Consider the following 19035-nt stretch of genomic DNA (forward strand, 5'->3'; position numbering starts at 1 on the left):
TAATTAAAATGTTAGCTTAACATTTACACCATAACTTCTCGTGTTCGGAAGCTGTCCATCCTCACCGTAAGTCTCAGCTAGAGAAGATGGATCCCAGTTGTGTACATTGTCCTTAGCAAGGGCAAGGAATCCAAGGTTTCTTCCAACCACACCTACTGTTGCACCTTTGATGAACTTACCATTGATAAGGTTTCCAAAGTTGTAAGAAAGGCTGATCTCTCTAAGTTTCACATAACTAGCATCATGTATAAACTCTTCTGCAAGTCTGTTACCATAGAACTGACCATAGTAAGAAAGTGCTTCAACGTAAGTGTCAACTGTTTCGCCATTAGCGTCAACTCCAGTTACGTGAACTCCACCACCATCATCAACTGCATCTCTCTTAGGGTTACCCTTATCGTTGGTACCTGCAGTTTCTTCAAACAATCCGGAGTAAGTACCCCAAGATTCTGACAATGAGAAGAATTTACCACCTTTTTGATAGTCAATAGAAGCAATCAAGCTGAATCCTTTATAGCTGAAGCTATTGATGATACCACCTGTGAAATCAGGAAGCACACCACCTAAGAATTTGTTAGGCTCAGTCACATAAAGACCGTTAGCATTCAAGATTCTATTGCCATTATCGTCAGTAGCGAAACCAGTTCCTCTAAGTTGTCCCCATTCACCGCCAAGTTTGTGAACTACAGAAACAAAACCGAATGCGTTACCTTGTGACTGGTATCCTCCGATAGCATCAAGTCCACCCGGAAGTGTCTCAATGGTTGTCTTGTTCTTAGCAAAGTTCACCATCAAGTTCCAGTTGAAACCTGAGTTAGACTTGAATAGATCCGCATCAAGCGAAAGCTCAACACCTCTTCTTAGTACCTCACCAGCGTTAGTCAGGTAATCATCATATCCAGAACCACGAGAAACACTGATCGGAACAATATCATCTACACGGCTCTCTCTATATACTGTAGCGCTAAATCCGATACGGCCTTCCATGAATCTTAGATCCAATCCACTTTCCAATGAAGTATTCAAAGAAGGTGTAATCTTAGGATCTACAACTCTTGTAGGAGTATACTGAATTACGTATTGGCTCTGGAACGCCTGGCTACCTGCTCCATATGTAGGGTTGATCAACAATGGATCTACATCACTACCTACCTGTGCCCAAGAAGCTCTCAACTTACCGTAAGAAAGGAAGTCTAGAGGAGCAACCTCAGAGAAGATAAAGCTTAGTCCTATTGAAGGATAAGAGTACCCGTTGTTGTTAGCAGGTAGAGCTGAACTCCAGTCTTTTCTAAGAGCAGCATCCAAGTACAAGAAATCTTTGTAACCAACAGATAAGTTACCATAGATACTCATTACTTTTTGTTCGTATACATAAGTACCAGGAGTAGGTACTATTCCTGCGTTAGCAAATGTATACACATCAGGAATAATCAAACCACCGGTTTTTGCACCAGTTGGCATTTCAGCACTGAATCTATCGTAAGTATTGTGACGATAGTTAGCACCCACAAGAGCTTTCACGTCGATTTCTCCGAACCGCTCATTGTAAGTCAAGCTACCTCTGAAGTTATCTTCTACCCAGCTAGTACGTCTTTTGCCAAAACTGTTTGACCAGGCGTTGTACAACTCAGGAGCTGCGGAGTTAGCCAAGAAGAAAGGCAAGAAATACTCATCTTTTCTCTCTTTAGAGTTTCTTGAACCCATGATGTTCAAGTCCAAATTGTCAAGAATAGAATAGTTAGCAGCGATGCTTCCAACTAAATCATTCTCGTATCTGTTTCTGTCAATTTGATCCATGAAAGTGTATGGATTGAACCAGAAAGCAGCTTTCTTATAACCACCACCAAGAGTATAGTAGTCAGGCCCCCACCAGTTCCATGAAGCAGAGTGCCCATCAGGTGTTTTAAGATCTTTCAGTTCTTCAAGGATTCCAGAGTTAGTCTCTCTAGCGAACCAAGAGTTGAATGAACCTGAAGTTTGGTTACCATATCCATCGTCAAAATCACCATGTCTTGTAGACGTAGCATAACGAATGTTGGTAGTAACACTCAACTTGTCAGTAACATCATATGAGAAGTTACCTGTTACGTAATCCTTATCATAAGTGGTGTAAGGTGTAATACCACTTTGATTCAGTTTAGAGTAAGAAAGTAAAGCTGTTGCTTTCTCCCCACCTCCAGAAACTGTCAAAGTGTTCTTCATTGTCACACCTGTGTTGTAAAAGTTCTTTACGTTATCAGGTCGTGCTTCATATTTAGCTGTTTGTCCATAGTAAGGACTATCTGGCCACCATGCATACCATGGCACATATTCCTCACCATCAAACTTAGGTCCCCAGCTCTCATCTGCGTAGTTGTTGTCAGCATAGATATAACGTTTGCCGTCAAACTGAGACCACATAGAAGGGAAAGCACCGCCGAATCCTCCGGCATCATAGTCAAATGTAGCGAAAGATGCTTCTCCATCGTATCCTCTACCATATTCGTTTTGGTACTCTGGAAGGAAAGCAACTTTGTCCCATGTTGTAGAGTTGTAGAACTCAACATTCAGACCACTGTTTCCTTTTTTAGTGGTGATAACAACCACCCCAGCATCAGCTCGCTGACCATATAGTGCTGTTGCGTTAGGACCTTTCAAAACGTTGATTGAGGCAACGTTGTTCATGTCTACACTGTTCGGGTCAGTAGTTGGGATACCATCGATAATGTATAGTGGGTCATTGTCATCAGTCAATGACATTGCACCTCTAATACGAATTTTACCGAATTCACCCAATTTGGAACCTGCCTGGCTGTTTAGCTGAACACCAGCTACTTTACCAGCAAGAGCTCCCTTTATGTCAGTATTCTGCGTGATGTTCAGCTGCTCTTCGTTTACTTCCTGAGAAGCATACGTAAGCGTTCGCTCTTCACGCTCGATACCAAGAGCTGTTACAACAACCTCTGTGAGTTGTTTCACATCGCTCTGCATGGTAACATCGATTACCGATCTGGAACCAACTTCGACTTCTTGAGTCGCCAAACCAATAAAGGAAAAAACCAAAATGCCGCCTTCCTCTGGAATGCTCATTCTGTACGTACCATCAATGTCAGTGGTGGTACCATTACTGGTTCCTTTAAGAACCACATTGACTCCCGGAATGGTGCTACCGTTGTCTTCAGACACCGTTCCGGATACTGTCCTCTGTGCCCATGCTCCTGTCGTTAATAAACAAAGGAACACTGCACTAAGAAGTAGAATCCTCTTCATAATGTGCGTTTTAAATTGTACAAAGTATGTTTCAACTCCCAATTTATAAAATTCACATGATATGACGCAAATGAATGTTTGTTAGTGAATCCTCAGAAAAGAGAATAATTCATAAGTGAATTGATAATTCTAAAAATTATTTATTGAAATATCTTCAATACTGCAGAAAACGGGCCTATAATTCAATTAAAACAACTTGAAATTGAAATATAATTTTTTTTAGTTTCATCCAAACTAACGAATGATGGTCACATTGATACGTCGATTCCTTTCTCGTGAAGATTCTGTATCATTCGAAGCGATTGGTTTTTGGCTACCATAACCCTTATAAGCGATTCTTGCCTTGTCTATTCCGGCATTCACCAAATAATCATACACCTCAAAAGCTCGTTTTTCTGACAGATCATTATTGTAGGCTTCTGTGCCGGTATTGTCAGTATGTCCTTCTATTAGAAACTCCAAATTTGGATTTCTAGTCATGAAATCCATCAGATCACTGAGCTCGGCCTTTGATTTGGCATCCAACTTATAACTATCTATTTCAAAAAAGATATTCTCTAAAACGACCGTTGCACCTGGCTTGATAGGATCCAGATAAATATCTATGGTATCTGGATGCAAAATGGAGTTGTCGGTAGCTGTGAAAGTCAAATCCTCAAAGAGGTAGTTCTTTTTTTCAACAAAAACTCCGTATTGATTACCTTCTGTTAGGACTAAGAAGTACTTCCCGGTAAGGGAGTCAGCACTTACCACATAGCTATCTGATTCTTCCTCCAGATTGGTCATTTTAAAAACCGCCCCCAAGGGCTCTTCGGTCTCTCTATCAAGCACTCGACCTGTCACATAACTAGCTCTATTAGTAAGCAAGGTATCTGTGGGTATTTTGAACCTGATGATATCGGTATGTGTACTACTTCTCCCCGCATCATTTTCAGAAGCATAGTACCCGTTAGTACCCAGCGCATTGATAAACAAGGAGATTTCATCATTCATGGTATTGATCGGATAGCCCAAATTTCTGGGTTCGCTCCAGTGTTTAGCCTTTTGTGTAACGAACAAATCCAACCCACCTAATCCATAATGACCATCCGAAGAATAGAAGAGTGATTGCCCGTTTACATGAATGAAAGGCGTGGTTTCATCCTTAGGAGTGTTAACGGGTTTGCCAAGATTCGTGGGCTCTGACCAACCATCGGTTGTTCTACTTGTCACCCATAAGTCTCTTTTACCTTCTCCACCTGGCCTGTTGCTTGAAAAGAAGAGTGTCCTGCCATCGGCGGATAATGCTGGTTGAGAATCCCAGTACTTACTATTGACTGTTTCTCCAAGATTCTCTGGAGTGGTCCAGTTATTGCCATTTCTATATGAAATGTATAGATCACAACTGCCATATGATTTTCTACCCTCACAAGCAGTGAAGATTAGTGTTCGTCCATCGGCAGAAATGGTGCAGGCTCCTTCATTGAGCGGAGTATTAATTGCTCTTGAAATAGACTGAGAAGGAATCCACTCTCCGTTGATGCGGGTACTGATAAAAATATCTTCGTCTGATGAAGGGCTGTTGCTATTGCGCTTGGTATAGATGATCTTGGACTCATCTACGGTGAGCACTGGAAAATACTGCATATCAAACGCATTGATTTCTTTGGGAAGTATCTCCTGATCCAGTTCTGTAGCCTTAGCCATACTGGTCACTGCAAATCTCAAACTCAAGAGCAACAATGAATCTGGATTGCTTTGTTGCTCTGCAGCTGCAAGACCCTCCGCATAATTTCCACAGGAAAAGTTCATACCAGCAGCATTCTGCCACATTTTCTCTGAGATCTTCTCTTTTGGGATCACCGCCAGTGCACGATTGTAATAAGCAGCAGCTGAATCTTTTTTCTGATACAGGTTGTAAATCGTGGATAGTTTCAGATAGGGTTGTGGATAATTGACATCTACATCAATAGCTTTCTTCAACATTTCCACGGCTTCTATGAATGACCTTTCACGAATGAGCTCATCAGCCTTCTTGGTCAGTTTGATTGCACGCTTGCTGTAGTCCTGTGCTACAAGCAAACCAGAAACAAAGATCAGAACTATGAATACAATTTGTTTTTTTAAGTAGCTCATGGAATATCCATGTACTTGTGAGTCTGTAAAGATATCCTCCATTTTGGATTTTTCTTTACGTATTCAACGATCATAGGAGTCATTTGGTCTCTTTTGGACCATTCTGGCTGCAAAAAAAGATTTACCTGATCAGCACATTTGGCAGCATGTTCCTCTGCCCATTTAAAATCAGATTTATTGTAGATAATCACTTTGAGCTCATCGGCTGCCTGATAAAACTTCTCTCTTGGAGCCATGAATTTCTTTGGTGAAAAGCACAGCCAATCCCAGTTTCCTGTCAAAGGATGAGCTCCTGACGTTTCGATATGCGTCTTCAGACCTGCTGATTGAAGAGCTGCGGTGAATTCCTCCAAGTTATACATCAATGGTTCACCACCAGTAATCACGACGATTTTTGCACCACTATTTTCGGCAATTCCCACCAAATCACTAATGGATACCTGTGGGTGGGCTGATGCATCCCATGATTCTTTCACGTCACACCAGACACACCCTACATCACAACCACCCAGGCGAATAAAATAAGCCGCACTTCCGGTGTGTAGTCCTTCTCCCTGCACTGTGAGAAAGGATTCCATCAAAGGCAGTTTCTGTATTGTTAGTCCATTATCCTTCGGGATGCTGGTCTTCATAAGCTTTAAGCGTATTCAATAAAAGAGAAGCGATGGTCATCGGGCCAACGCCACCTGGTACAGGTGTAATGAAGGTAGTTTTAGGGGAGACTGTGTCAAAAGCAACATCTCCGGCAAGTCGAAATCCTGATTTTCTCGATTTGTCATCAACACGAGTGGTCCCTACATCCACAATCACGGCTCCTTCCTTCACCATCTCTTCTGTAATTAGCCCTGGCTTGCCAACTGCAACTATCAGAATGTCGGCCTGACGTGTATGACTAGCCAAATCCTTGGTGTGTTTATGACAAAGGGTGACAGTAGCATGTCCACTTTCAGTCATCATCATTCCTAATGGAGCTCCTACTAAACGACTGGCACCAACTATTACGCAATGTTTGCCCTCCGTTTCTACTTGATATCTCCTAAGCAATTCCATCACACCAAAAGGAGTGGCTGGAAGTATCAGTTGATTTTTGGATACAATGGATCCAAAGTTTTGGTTCGTGAAACCATCCACATCTTTTTCAGGTTTGATGCTCTCGGTAATCTTTTCTACAGATATGTGCTCTGGTAATGGCAACTGCACAATGAACCCATCGATATCTTCATCTGAATTCAGGTTGTCAACATGCTTGAGCAACTTAGCTTCTGAGATGGTGCTGGCAAAGTGCATTAACGTAAAATCAAAACCCACTGATTTACATGCTGCAATCTTACCATTGACATAGGTATGACTTGCTCCATCTTCCCCAACAATGATGATCGCTAAGTTTGGAGCTCTCAAGCCCTTTGATTTCAACTCTGCAACTCGAGTTGATATTTCATTTTTAATATCTGCGGCTACTTTCTTACCGTCTAGTATTGTTGGCATTTTTTATTAGTTTGAGATTTAGGTCAGTGGGTTGCTGATGTCTATTCCTATTTCAAATTTTAAGAGTCCAATTTAAGCACAGCCATAAATGCCTCTTGTGGGATTTCCACATTACCCACATTTCTCATGCGTTTTTTACCTTTTTTCTGTTTCTCCAGTAGTTTACGTTTACGGGAAATATCTCCACCGTAGCATTTGGCCAATACGTTCTTTCTCATGGCCTTTACCGATTCACGAGCAATGATTTTCGTTCCGATTGCAGCCTGAATGGCTATTTCGAACATTTGTCTTGGAATCAACTCCCGCAGTTTTTCACAGAGTCTTTTGCCCCATTCGTAAGCCTTATCTCTGTGCACAATTGCTGAAAGTGCATCAACCTTATCACCATTTAGCATGATATCCAGCTTCACCATCGTGGACTGACGGTAGCCGATTAGCTCATAGTCTAAAGATGCATATCCACGAGAGATGGTCTTTAGCTTATCAAAGAAATCAAAAACAATTTCAGCCAAAGGCAACTCAAAAGTCAGCTCTACCCTATCCGAAGTTAGATAAACCTGATTCTTAATCTCGCCACGCTTATCCATGCACAAAGCAATCACTGGCCCGATAAATTCCGACTTGGTAATGATTTGCGCACGTATGAATGGTTCTTCTATATGCGATATTAAATTGGGTTCAGGCAACTCAGAAGGAGCACTTACTTTCTTGATAGAGCCATCATCCTTCACTGCATGAAACTGTACTGATGGTACCGTGGTAATCACAGTCATATCAAACTCACGCTCCAACCGCTCTTGTACGATTTCCATATGAAGCATGCCCAAAAACCCACAACGGAAACCAAAACCAAGCGCTGCAGATGTCTCCGGTTCCCAGACCAGTGAAGCATCGTTGAGCTGAAGTTTCTCCATGGAGGCACGTAGCTCTTCAAATTCACTCGTCTCTACTGGATAGATACCTGCAAAAACCATCGGCTTTACATCTTCAAATCCCTTTACCTGACGTGTAGTAGGACGGCTCACATGGGTGATGGTATCTCCTACCTTCACTTCTTTAGCCACTTTGATACCTGAAATCAGGTAACCTACATTACCTGCCGAAACTTGCTTTTTTGGTTCGTGCTGTAGTCTAAGCACGCCTATTTCGTCAGCCTCGTATGTTTTGCCCGTATTGACAAACTTCACTTTATCTCCTGCATTCAATGTGCCATTAAACACTCGAAAGAATACTTCAATACCGCGATATGGGTTAAAAACGGAGTCAAATATCATCGCCTGAAGTGGCTCTTCAGGGTCCCCAGTCGGGGCTGGAATCCGATTTACGATGGCTTCTAATATTTCCTTAATGCCAATCCCCTCTTTGGCCGAGGCATGGATAATGTCTTCTTTCTTACAGCCAATTAAATCGATGATTTGATCAGAAACCTCCTCTATCATGGCACCTGGCAAGTCGATTTTATTCAAAACTGGAATCACTTCCAGGTCATGCTCCAAAGCCAAATACAAGTTAGAAATAGTCTGTGCCTCAATTCCCTGTGCAGCATCGACTACTAACAGAGCACCTTCACAAGCAGCAATAGATCGGGATACTTCGTAAGAAAAGTCCACGTGACCAGGTGTGTCGATCAGGTTGAGGGTGTATTCCGTTCCTTCATGTGGGAAGTACATCTGGATCGCATGACTCTTGATGGTAATACCACGCTCACGCTCCAAATCCATGTCATCCAAAAGCTGTGCTTGCATTTCGCGATCTGACACAGTTTCGGTGGTCTGGATCAGACGATCGGCCAGCGTACTTTTCCCGTGATCAATGTGTGCGATGATGCAGAAATTCCTAATGTGCTTCATACCTAATTAAAAGTCTGCAAAGGTAGTATAAGATTGGCTCAATAATTAAGTAATAAGCAAAAGGTTTTCAAGGTATTACACCTTGTTCTTGGTATCTATCAGTATGGTTACCGGACCATCATTTACCAGGCTCACTTTCATGTCTGCACCAAACTCTCCGGTCTTCACTGGCTGACCATATTCCGCTATTTTCTTGACAAATGTTTCGTAAAGTGGAACGGATACATCAGGCTTGGCTGCCTTGATATATGAGGGACGATTTCCTTTTTTGGTGGAGGCATGTAGTGTGAATTGACTGACAACCAGTATCTCGCCATGCACATCCAAAAGGCTCTCGTTCATCACCCCATCAGCATCTTCAAAGATTCGCATGTTGACGATCTTTCTAGTCAACCAATCAATATCTTCATCGGCGTCCTCATCCTCAATTCCTAACAGCACGAGTAGTCCCTGACCAATTGCACTTTTTATGAATCCATCTATGGTGACTGACGCTTCACTTACTTTCTGAATGACTGCTATCAAAATCCTGGTGATTTTATACGGTCCATCATATCGTTTGAGTTCCAAACCCTGGTGCCCTTCCGCTGATCTCGGGCAATCATGAACATGCTTTTGGCTACATCGGAGGCTTTGATTGACCAGAGCCTTCGCTTCAAACCAACCATGAAGAAACTTAGCACGGCTGATAACCCTTTGGCAATCTCTTCACCCAATCGAAACTCCTTCCGATCCCCAATTAACAATGACGGTCTGAAGATCATCAAGCCAGAAAGCTTCATTCTCCTAAGTTCATCTTCCAATTCTCCTTTTACCTGATTGTAAAACAAAGGAGAGCCAGAGCCAGCCCCAGCAGAGGTAACCACTAAATACTGTCTGAAACCCGAACTTTGGCTTGCTATTTTGGCTAGTTGTAAAGGATAATCCAGGTCTACTTTTTTGAAGTTTTCTTTGGAGCCAGCTATCTTCATCGTCGTGCCAAGGCAGCAGAAATAGTCATTGGCGTTGAGCTGGTCTTTAATCCCTTCCATTTGGTCAAAATCCTCTAATATGATCTCTTCAATGCGATCATTATTGAGATTAAGCGATCTTCTAGTCACTAACTTGATCGTACTATAGTAAGTCGTATCCAAAAAGACATTGACCAGTTCGCGACCTACGAGACCGGTGCATCCTATTACGAGGGCGGTATTATTTGACATATTTAGCTTTTAGATTAAATCAAGCGTTGGCCTCTTCCCACACTCTAAACCTGGCAATATCATCTGCCATGCTTTTGAATATGAAATAGACTAACGAAATATCATCTGTTAAGCCTAAAGCTGGTATAAAATCAGGTATTAGATCGACTGGCGTGATAAAGTAAACCAAACCGAAGACCAATGTTAACAAAGTTGTGGCTGAAAAAGCCCGATAAGAGCCATTAATATGTGCTCTAACCATTCGAACAATCACCTGCAGCTGATAGATAAACGTAGACCTTTCCTCAGAATCGGTATTGAGCTTATCTACTTTGGTTTTCACCTCAGCAATAAGCCCCTTCACCTTGTCATTCTCAGTGAGAGTTTCTTTGGCTTTTTTGAATATCGTATCAATCTTAGGATTACTCATATATCAAAACAATTCTCTGATTTCACTTTTGATAAAACTCAATGCTCCGGAGATCGTGTCAGTCTCATTGGCCATGTTTTTTTGAAACACAGTCTTCGCTAAATCAAGACTTGTGGCACTTTCACCAAGCTCGTTGGCTGATTCATTGATTAATGAGATCAACTGCTCCACGGCACTCTTCACGTAAATCCACGCATCATCCGACATGTAAACCTGCTGAGAGAGATTATGATTCAGTTCATTCCGAATTTCTGAAACCATCAAGCCTTGCAGCTGACCGGCAGTCATGTCTTTTTCGTTTAACCTGGGTATTAGATTATTGGGTGAAATACGCTCCAAAAGCAAACAGATTCGCTCATAGGCCTGCATACGTACGGGCAGCACCGTTTCCTGATTTTTGTGTCGCAATGTCAGGTGCAATTCATCCAACTGCTTATTAAAAAATGACCGAACCATCAGGTAGGTACTGTACAGTATCAATGCTGCAGGAATCGTAATTTTTAACAAGTCGTAAACCATCTCCATATTCTTGATGTTAGCCGTTAGGTTAAGAATCAAAATTAAGTATTTTCTTTGGCCTTATGAATGCACCTGTACAGATAACTGAGAAAGCTCAGAAAGAAATCAAAGACATTATCGACAATAAGAAAATCCCCAAAGGATATGGCTTGCGCGTGGGTGTGAAGGGTGGAGGCTGTGGGGTTTCCTTTATTCTCGGGTTTGATAAGGAGAAGGAGAATGATCAATCCTATGACGTTGATGGTATTCCGGTGTACATTCAAAAGCGCGAAATGATGTTTCTCATTGGCAAAGAGGTAGATTTTTACGAAGGTGCGGATGCTCGAGGGTTTGTCTTCGTGGACCAGCCAAAAGAGTGATTAACCTTCTAGTGTAACCGTGGCGCGGTGGCAAAGGCCTTTGATCGGGGGATTGTACTTGCTCACCTTCACCTCCACCAGATTCACTTGTGGAAACTCTTCTTTGAGCTGGCGAATAATCTTCCCTGCCAGATGTTCCAGAAGCTGAGCATCAATGTTCATCACCTCGGCAATTACTTCATAGACCCGCTCATAATTGACAGTACCTTCCAGCTTATCAGCCATTGCCGCTTCGGAGAAGTCCACATCCAGAGTCACGTCCACACTGTATTTGTTACCGATTTTGCGCTCTTCTTCATAGTATCCATGCCGTGCATAGAACTCCATGCCTTCTAAAGAAACCTTACCCATTACTCTTCTAGTTCATCAAAAAAGGACCCACCATCTGAACCACTATTTGCAGGTTTTTTGCTCTTTGGTGGTTTTGTTTCAGTCTTGAGAGTCTGTTTTGGTTTTTCCTCAGCTGGCTGTGAGGCTGCCGGCTTGACCACCTCAGGTTGTTTCAGTGGCTCCATTTTAACGGATTTTACATGAAGATTCTCCTTATTGATTCGCTCCTCAGATTCCCTCACCAAAGCTCGCACGCGCTTGGTGTGATCTTCCATCTTGAAGTCGCCCTTCTGTTTGGCTGTCCGATTTACACGATCCAGGATATCATCAGAGAAGTTTTTCAACTCAGAAATAATATTGTCCCGATGGTTTTCTAACGTGCGGTAGTTCTGCTCTAGCTCTTTGATGGCTTCCTGCATCTCTTCGATAATTTGTCGGGCTTCCATCTCTGATTTCTCAATGATATTCTTAGCCTTCGATTTGGCCTCCGACATCATGGCCTCTGCGTTCATTTGAGTCTCCTTCAGGTGAAGCTCTGCGGCCTTATTGGCTTGGTCTATGAGGTTGGCTCCAGTATCTTCAGCGGTTTTCAGTGTTTTGAAAAGAGAGCTCTCTACCTCACGCAGCTTTTGTACTTCTTTCTCTGCCTGATCAAGCTTGATTTTGTAGGCTTTGTTCTCATCCAAAACCCGCTCCCATTCATTGGAAAGAGACAGCAAAAAAGCACTCACCTCATCCTTGTCGTACCCACGAAGCTTCTTCTCAAAATTCTTTTGTCGTATTTCTAACGGAGTGATTTTCATATTCCTACGTTTCTACCAATAAAATTAATTTGAATGGTCAATTTCCCAAACTGAGATGGTCCTATCATCGCTACAAGATACTAACCAATTGTGATAATCCATCCACAGCAACTTATTCACTGAAGTAGCATGACCGGCATGCCTTGCCTTATCTATCACTTTCAGCAGGCGAAACTCTTGTGCATCCCATACTTTCACGGACTTATCCATACTGCATGTTGCAAAGTATTGCTCATCTGGACTAAAGTCTAAATGATTGATAGCATACATATGTCCAACTACCTCTTCGACCAGCGCATAATCATTGTCGATATCCCATACTTTGAACCGGGCATCTCTGCTTACACTCATCAGCACAGGCATCTGTGGATGGTAACGCAATCCAAACACAGAAATTTCGTGCGCCTTGTATTCCTTTTTCACTGTTAAGGTCTTAGCATCCAATATCCTGATATAATGATCACTTGCTCCTACCGCCAGCTCTGTTGCTTTTGGAGCTACGGCGATCGTCCGAAGATTCACTTCACTGAGCTTGGCAGTATTGACCAGTTGCAAGTCCCAGTTGACCTGATACAGATGGCCGGACCCAGTCGCTACATAGATAAAATCCGAAGTAACCTGAATATCAAAAATCGAGGCACCGGTTAGCTTCAACGACCCTACTTCTTTTTTGGATTCCACATGAATCAAATGAATGCCACTAAAATTCTGACCCACCACCAGCAATTCATGCTCCTCAGAGTATGCAAGTGCATAAACAGAATTGGGCACCTTCACGATCATCTGTCCGGTCTCTGGATTGGTTAGATCCCAACTGACCACCATACCATCACCGCCAGCAGAGAAAAAAGTGGTCTCATTCCATCTGCACAAAGTGTACAAACTATCTTTGTGACCAGTTAAAGTATGTTGCTTTTTTACCTGAATTGCACTCATAATCAATAAATTCGATGTAAAATTAACTGAAGGTTATCACAATAAGCCATGCCGCTATTATTATCTAAGCAAATAGGCCCCTGTGCTGCTTATGCCGTCTGGAACATCCAGGAAACCAATCAAGCATTACTCAAGATGATTGATGAACCGGTGCCCGATACGATGAATCCTACACGTTTGGCCGAGTGGATCGTGGGAAGAATATTGGTAAAGAGTCTTTGCGGGCAATTTGGCATTGAATATAAGGGTATCGAAAAGCTAGATACTGGCAAACCCCATCTGATCGGTTCCTCTATGGAGATCTCCATTTCCCATTCGTTCCCAATGGCTGCAGCCATGATTCACAAAGAAAGCTCCTGTGGTATCGACCTGGAACGTATGCGAAGCAAGCTGATTCGCATTCAGGATAAGTTTGTCAATGAAAGCGAACACAACTACCTGGGGGATTTGCAAAAACTATGTGCTATTTGGTGTGGCAAAGAAGTTCTCTACAAAATCTACGGACGGAAAAAACTCAGCATGCGTGATGAAACCTTCATTGAATTTGAGTCGGATGATGTCATGAACGGCACAATTCGTAAGGACAATAAAGAGTCGAGGCACCGTATTCACTATGAAGCAGTAAAAGACTACTATCTGGCTTACAGCATTTAGGGCTTCTTTTGCTTGCGCTTTCCTGCCAGCACTCTGAATGCATCCGTCAGCAGATAAGTACCTACCAGACCTGTAACACCACCAGTTACTAGCAATGTCTGACCCAGTTGATCCCTTTCCCTACCGAGCATCAGCCCTCCGGCTATCACCGTAGAGTATCCCAGAGTGGAAACAAGTATTCCTGATTGAAACCTGGATTTGCTGTCTTTCATTCTGAGGTTGATGTCATTCACGTCCACTCTCAGCGCCAGAATCTCTCTTCTCAGGCTGTCATATGCAGGAGTCTCCTGTGCTTGCATGCGAAATACACCTCCCAGTAGTATGATGGCAAGTAATATAAATCTCATAGTAACATTAGTTATTAATCCAGCTCTTGAAAGCAGTGACTCGTTCCTTACTCACGATGATTTCATCTTCCTGATCGATGCTCAATAGAATCTTTAAGCGCTGCCCCGGATATTTGATTAATGTAGAAACAAAAGGTAAATGAACGATGTATTTCCGACTCACCCGAAAGAAAAGTTCAGGGTTGAGGTAATGATTCATTAACTCATCCAGATTGTAATCAACAAAATATTTTTTCTTGGACTGATCCACAAAACTAACCGTCTTATCTTCTGAGTAGAAGTAAGCAATCTGATCGATTGACTGATGGAATAGTTTAGTGCCGATTTTACCAAGAAAATGCTCCTTGTACTGACTTTTGGGACTTTTCTTGTAATAATCAAAAAGCTCCAGACGGTTCATCTTTCTGGTCAATGTCTGGAACTTATTCATCGCTTTGGCTACATCCACTATTTCCACCGGTTTGAGCAGATAATGGAGGCTATTCAGATCAAATGCTTTGATGGCATATTGGTCATAAGCCGTAGTGAAAATGATCGGCACGTCGGGATTGGCGTGTTTAAAAATCTCGAAACACACTCCATCGGCCAGTTCCACATCCATGAACACCAATTCCAAAGATGAACAGTCTGAATTAAAATAATCAATGGCCTTGCTCACCGAGTCAATTTTACATACCACGCGAGTATCCAGGGATATTTCGTGCAGAAGCCTTTCCAGCCTATCCGCGGCAAAGGGTTCATCTTCAATAATGGCTACATTCATTTATTCACTGGTCAAAAGCGGAAGCCATACGGCAAATACAGATCCGTCATTCAGTATTTTCACTTCCTTGTCAATGAAGAACTGATACCGCTTCTGAATGTTTTGCAGCCCTATTCCTAATGATCTGTCACTGGAAGTGGTTTTTGGTTGAATTGTATTTTCAACGACCACATACTCGGCCTCCGTTCGGATGGAGACCGTCAGATTTTTGGATGAAGAAATTTCGTTGTGTTTGATGGTGTTTTCGACTAGTATTTGCAGAGCTGCAGGTAGTATTTTCTTATCCAGGTGAGCGTCTGATATACTCAGACTAATGGTTAAATGGTTCTGAAATCTAGCCTCCAGTAGATAACTATATGATTTCATAAACTCCACTTCATCGCTCAATGCGACCAAATCCACCGTTTGGTTTCTGGTAACATACCGATACACTTTTGACAACCTGGCAAGAAAGTCACTGGCTCTTTTTGGATCCTGGGCGATTAGTTCATCTAAGACGTTCAATGAATTGAATAAAAAATGTGGGCTAATCTGCCTTTTTAACGCATTGTAGTTGGCGAGTAGATTTTCTTTTTCTGCCAGCTCCATATTAATCTCAGTTTTTCGGAGTAACTGCTGGTAAAACACGATGGCATTGACACAGTGAAGAAACAGGTTAACTCGGAAAACAAACCCAAGAGATAGTTTGAATGCGAGTGCAGTGGATTGTAAGCCTATGGATACAGATATCCATGTACTCAGCACTGACAGAGTCGCCACCAACACTAGACTTGCCAGAAACGATATCAGCAAATAAGGTGGAATGCGTTTTTTGGTAAAACGTATTGTACCAAACAGGAATCTGTTGCCTTCCCAAATGAGTAAGACCAAAATACCTATGAGGGCCATCAAATAGACCTCCTGTACCGACTCACCCAGCAATTGATCTCCTTCTGTAAACTTTATGTTTAAATAAGAGTAGACCGCCAGGAGCAAGACATACAAATACCTATAGGTAGACTTAAACATCTCGGTGGGGGGTATTATTAAAGAAATGGGAGCTGCCACTGCAGCTCCCTAAATCTTTGTAAATCAAATTAGCATATTTTATGGTAAAATGACCTGATCTATGGTGTGAATCACTCCATTAGTAGCCAAAATGTCTGTACCAACGATAGTCGCATTATCCAGACCTACACCAAGGGCTCCATCACTTCCTTCAATCGTCAGATCTGAATTCAATGTGAAACTCGTACCATCCAGGACGGTTCCTACGGTTACACTACTGTTTCCATCCAATAAGTTTGGAATATCAGTAGAGAATACTCGTCCACTGACCACATGATACTGCAACACATTAGCGATGACATTCAAACCACCTGCAAAAGACACCAGATCGTTGATATCTGCGTCTCCATCATCATCCTGATCTCCGGCCGCATCATATAATGCCTGGAAGGCCGCATCAGTAGGTGCAAATACGGTGAAAGAGGCATCTGCATCACCTAGTACGGTTATGAGATTAGGTGCATTTGCATCATTTTCCACAGCCGTTAGTGCTGCTACAAGCTGACCAAATTCCGCATCTGTTGCCTGTGAAGCAGCTACTGCGATCTCCACGATATTACTAGAAGGTGGCACTAGTGTGCGATCAATCACATGAACTATGCCATTATCAGCAGTGATGTCTGTAGCAACTACCTCAGCTATACCATTGAGAAAAATCCCATTCGAGTTAATCGATAGATAAGAGTCTCCGCCTAATGACGATACGGCACTTCCAGTACCAAGACCCGCTACAGCTTCTGCATCTGCAGTAAAATCCAAAACATGATAAAGAAGAACATCTGCGAGCTGTTCTGCAGTGTAATCATCCAGGCTTGTGATCCCTGCTGCCTCAAAAGCATCGTTAGTCGGAGCAAATACGGTAAACTCAGCTTCGGCATCAATCAAAGTACTGAGCAGGTCTGCTTTCACCACGGCACTGGTTAGTGTGGTGAAATCCACGTTAAAATAGGCTGGCTCCACCACTGTATTCACAATACTAGCCTCAAGTGACGGAACCAATACCCCGTCGATAATGTGTACTACTCCATTCACGGCAGTGATATCAGGCATGGTAACTGTAGCATTATCGATCATCACCTCTGATCCCGTAGTTACTGTCACGGATTCATCAGTAAGCATTGTGGCGATTTCCTGTCCATCTGATAGATCTGATGACAAGGCGACAGTTCCCGAAATTACATGATACTCCAGTACTCTTCTTAGTACACTTTCAGGAATGTCATCAAGTTCTTCTTGTCCTACTATTCCTAAGAGATCAAGGAAAGCCTCGTTTGTAGGGGCAAATACTGTGAATTGACCAGAGTTATCACTCAGAGCAGCTACCAGATCATCAAACTTAGTCAGCGCCTGTACAAGCACACTCAAATCTTCTGTTGCTACGGCCAATTCCACAATATCACTAACCGGAACGAAAGAAGGAACCAATACAGCATCAATAATATGAACCACGCCATTGGTGGCTTCTATATTAGCGGTAGTCACTGTACTCATATTGATCATCACAGTGGACCCGTTAATAGAAACGGTTACACTTTCTCCCTCTAGAAGTGTCTGTAGCGATTGTCCATCAGACAAATCTGTTGATAAGGCTGCACTACCCACCACATGGTATTGGAGCACTTGCTTCAGTAAATCTGCGGGTATATCATCCAACCCTGAATAACCCAACACTTCCAATAATGTAGCGAAGGCGTCATCAGTCGGAGCAAATACTGTCAAAGATGCATCTTCATCACCTAGTGCAGCTACCAGATCATCGTAGTTACCTACAGCTGCTTCGAGCGTGCTGAGTGATTCGGTCGATTGTGCCAGTTCCAAAATGGTAGAGGTGGGTTCCTCCATGTCATCGTCCATGTCATCCATATCATCGTCATCACAACTCACCGTGAAAGTAAGTAGTGGAATGAACAATACCAGTAAATACCTCTTAAAGAGTCTTAAAGCGGTTAATTCGAGCTTTTTCATGATTTAATTGATGTTTTTGGTTTACATCAGACAAACCATGGAACAGCGTTTTTTGAATTAATATGATGACCGAAACGACTAAAAATTCCACCGAATAGACTATAAAAAAGTCTGGATCAGCTACTCAAAACCAGTGAACTTATCGTCCAACAGTTTGAGAATGGTTTTGATTTCGTCGCTTTTGTGATAATCTCCCAGCTTCTCGAAAGAAACAATCAGGTTTCTCAGAGATCTCAAGATGATGTTCAAATTGGAGCATGGCTGGTAAAAAAGATCCTGGGGAGGGATATTTAGATGATCTAGATAATTATCTATGTCCTCTCTCGAAAAGATCAACCCCTTATTGAAAGCATTGATATAAAACTCGGTGGGTTCGCTCTGGTATTTGAGAATAAACAGGTTGGGCAGGTTGACTCCATAGATCGGAATCTCCAGTTTCTTAGCAATGAGCAGATACACACTACAAAGCGATATTGGATTCCCTTTTTTTGATTCCAACACGGCATTGATCATGCTGTTGGCTGGTGAATGAAAGTTCTTGGTATTTGCGCGGAATTTGAATTTGCTAAACAGCACACTATTCATGATTCGTACCTGATCAAATGGCAACAAATCATCGGATAACTCACGCCATACTTCTGAGTATAGTTGATGTACCTCCTGTCTCAGTTCATCAAGGTCCAAATCCGGGTATTGATAAGTAGCAACCAGCCACAGTCCTTCCAGTAGATCTTCCTCGCGATTTTCTTTCCAGTCTTCCAGCCTTTCCTGAAGCAACTCAAACTGTAATGTATGGATTAAGTCTTCGATCCGTCGCTGGATCATTGGGTTGAAGTTTGTCTCCCACTCCCGTTCCAGAAGTGGAATCACCCCAGTACCGATCTCCATGAGTTTACGCTCCACATGAGACACGATTTCCTCATCTTCATCCTCCAGGAGGGTCACTAATGCTTTTAATTCGCTATCCTTTATCAATTGAAATGAACGTGTAATGTTTAATGT

19 protein-coding genes are annotated in these 19035 nt (G+C 42.5%); 2 read left to right on the forward strand and 17 right to left on the reverse strand.

All coding sequences use genetic code 11. From position 1 onward, the window contains the following. Nucleotides 1-3: 3 nt before the first annotated feature. The 9 genes from ACO067_RS06965 to ACO067_RS07005 form a co-directional block, all read right to left on the reverse strand. Nucleotides 4-3249: a SusC/RagA family TonB-linked outer membrane protein gene (locus tag ACO067_RS06965; RefSeq protein ID WP_421872363.1), complete on the reverse strand. Its 3246-nt coding sequence runs from the start codon at nucleotides 3247-3249 to the stop codon at nucleotides 4-6. 234 nt (nucleotides 3250-3483) lie between these two features. Further along, nucleotides 3484-5406, reverse strand: coding sequence for an OmpA family protein (locus tag ACO067_RS06970; RefSeq protein ID WP_421872367.1), 1923 nt, complete (start codon nucleotides 5404-5406; stop codon nucleotides 3484-3486). After that, entirely contained in the window at nucleotides 5361-5996 is a 636-nt protein-coding gene (locus ACO067_RS06975) for a 7-carboxy-7-deazaguanine synthase QueE (RefSeq protein ID WP_421872370.1), read from the reverse strand. Before ACO067_RS06975 ends, ACO067_RS06970 begins: the two co-directional genes overlap by 46 nt. Further along, nucleotides 5971-6849, reverse strand: a complete 879-nt coding sequence (locus ACO067_RS06980; protein ID WP_421872373.1) for a bifunctional 5,10-methylenetetrahydrofolate dehydrogenase/5,10-methenyltetrahydrofolate cyclohydrolase — start codon at nucleotides 6847-6849, stop codon at nucleotides 5971-5973. The genes ACO067_RS06975 and ACO067_RS06980 overlap by 26 nt, the downstream gene beginning before the upstream one ends. 59 nt (nucleotides 6850-6908) lie before the next feature. Further along, nucleotides 6909-8699 carry a translation elongation factor 4 gene (lepA, locus tag ACO067_RS06985; protein ID WP_421872375.1) on the reverse strand — a complete coding sequence of 597 codons (1791 nt, stop codon included), beginning with the start codon at nucleotides 8697-8699 and terminating at the stop codon, nucleotides 6909-6911. A 75-nt stretch (nucleotides 8700-8774) separates the two neighbouring features. Next, the gene (gene dtd, locus ACO067_RS06990; protein ID WP_421872377.1) at nucleotides 8775-9224 is read right to left on the reverse strand and encodes a D-aminoacyl-tRNA deacylase; all 450 of its coding nucleotides are present in this window, start codon (nucleotides 9222-9224) and stop codon (nucleotides 8775-8777) included. Then, on the reverse strand, nucleotides 9221-9901 hold the full coding sequence (locus ACO067_RS06995) for an oxidoreductase (protein ID WP_421872380.1): 681 nt from the start codon (nucleotides 9899-9901) through the stop codon (nucleotides 9221-9223). Before ACO067_RS06995 ends, dtd begins: the two co-directional genes overlap by 4 nt. Nucleotides 9902-9920: 19 nt before the next feature. Beyond that, the gene (locus ACO067_RS07000) at nucleotides 9921-10310 is read right to left on the reverse strand and encodes a YkvA family protein (protein WP_421872382.1); all 390 of its coding nucleotides are present in this window, start codon (nucleotides 10308-10310) and stop codon (nucleotides 9921-9923) included. Between the two features lie 3 nt (nucleotides 10311-10313). Continuing rightward, on the reverse strand, nucleotides 10314-10835 hold the full coding sequence (locus ACO067_RS07005; RefSeq protein WP_421872384.1) for a hypothetical protein: 522 nt from the start codon (nucleotides 10833-10835) through the stop codon (nucleotides 10314-10316). Between the two features lie 56 nt (nucleotides 10836-10891). Here ACO067_RS07005 and ACO067_RS07010 point away from each other — a divergent pair, with 56 nt between their 5' ends. Beyond that, nucleotides 10892-11188 carry an iron-sulfur cluster biosynthesis family protein gene (locus ACO067_RS07010; RefSeq protein ID WP_421872386.1) on the forward strand — a complete coding sequence of 99 codons (297 nt, stop codon included), beginning with the start codon at nucleotides 10892-10894 and terminating at the stop codon, nucleotides 11186-11188. Here the strand turns inward: ACO067_RS07010 and folB are convergent, their stop codons facing one another. Genes folB through ACO067_RS07025 form a run of 3 tightly spaced genes read right to left on the reverse strand, consistent with a single transcriptional unit; the run spans nucleotide 11189 to nucleotide 13257 of the window. After that, nucleotides 11189-11539: a dihydroneopterin aldolase gene (gene folB / locus ACO067_RS07015; protein ID WP_421872389.1), complete on the reverse strand. Its 351-nt coding sequence runs from the start codon at nucleotides 11537-11539 to the stop codon at nucleotides 11189-11191. It abuts the gene before it with no gap. Continuing rightward, nucleotides 11539-12321: a DivIVA domain-containing protein gene (locus ACO067_RS07020; protein WP_421872393.1), complete on the reverse strand. Its 783-nt coding sequence runs from the start codon at nucleotides 12319-12321 to the stop codon at nucleotides 11539-11541. The genes folB and ACO067_RS07020 overlap by 1 nt, the downstream gene beginning before the upstream one ends. A gap of 24 nt (nucleotides 12322-12345) precedes the next feature. After that, nucleotides 12346-13257, reverse strand: coding sequence for a WD40 repeat domain-containing protein (locus ACO067_RS07025; RefSeq protein ID WP_421872397.1), 912 nt, complete (start codon nucleotides 13255-13257; stop codon nucleotides 12346-12348). A 48-nt stretch (nucleotides 13258-13305) separates the two neighbouring features. On the opposite strand from ACO067_RS07025, the gene ACO067_RS07030 reads away from it, so the two are divergent. Further along, nucleotides 13306-13911 (forward strand): 4'-phosphopantetheinyl transferase family protein, encoded by a 606-nt coding sequence (locus ACO067_RS07030; RefSeq protein ID WP_421872400.1) that lies wholly within the window; start codon nucleotides 13306-13308, stop codon nucleotides 13909-13911. On the opposite strand, the gene ACO067_RS07035 is transcribed toward ACO067_RS07030, so the two are convergent. The 5 genes from ACO067_RS07035 to ACO067_RS07055 form a co-directional block, all read right to left on the reverse strand. After that, nucleotides 13908-14258 carry a hypothetical protein gene (locus ACO067_RS07035; protein WP_421872402.1) on the reverse strand — a complete coding sequence of 117 codons (351 nt, stop codon included), beginning with the start codon at nucleotides 14256-14258 and terminating at the stop codon, nucleotides 13908-13910. The genes ACO067_RS07030 and ACO067_RS07035 overlap by 4 nt on opposite strands. 7 nt (nucleotides 14259-14265) lie before the next feature. Then, the gene (locus ACO067_RS07040; RefSeq protein ID WP_421872405.1) at nucleotides 14266-15021 is read right to left on the reverse strand and encodes a LytR/AlgR family response regulator transcription factor; all 756 of its coding nucleotides are present in this window, start codon (nucleotides 15019-15021) and stop codon (nucleotides 14266-14268) included. Next, entirely contained in the window at nucleotides 15022-16029 is a 1008-nt protein-coding gene (locus ACO067_RS07045) for a sensor histidine kinase (protein ID WP_421872409.1), read from the reverse strand. A 78-nt stretch (nucleotides 16030-16107) separates the two neighbouring features. Further along, nucleotides 16108-18033, reverse strand: coding sequence for a fasciclin domain-containing protein (locus ACO067_RS07050; protein WP_421872412.1), 1926 nt, complete (start codon nucleotides 18031-18033; stop codon nucleotides 16108-16110). Between the two features lie 120 nt (nucleotides 18034-18153). Further along, on the reverse strand, nucleotides 18154-18978 hold the full coding sequence (locus ACO067_RS07055; protein WP_421872414.1) for a transglutaminase-like domain-containing protein: 825 nt from the start codon (nucleotides 18976-18978) through the stop codon (nucleotides 18154-18156). Between the last annotated feature and the right edge of the window lie 57 nt (nucleotides 18979-19035).

The organism is Marinoscillum sp. (genome assembly GCF_965229915.1).
Classification (GTDB): domain Bacteria; phylum Bacteroidota; class Bacteroidia; order Cytophagales; family Cyclobacteriaceae; genus Marinoscillum.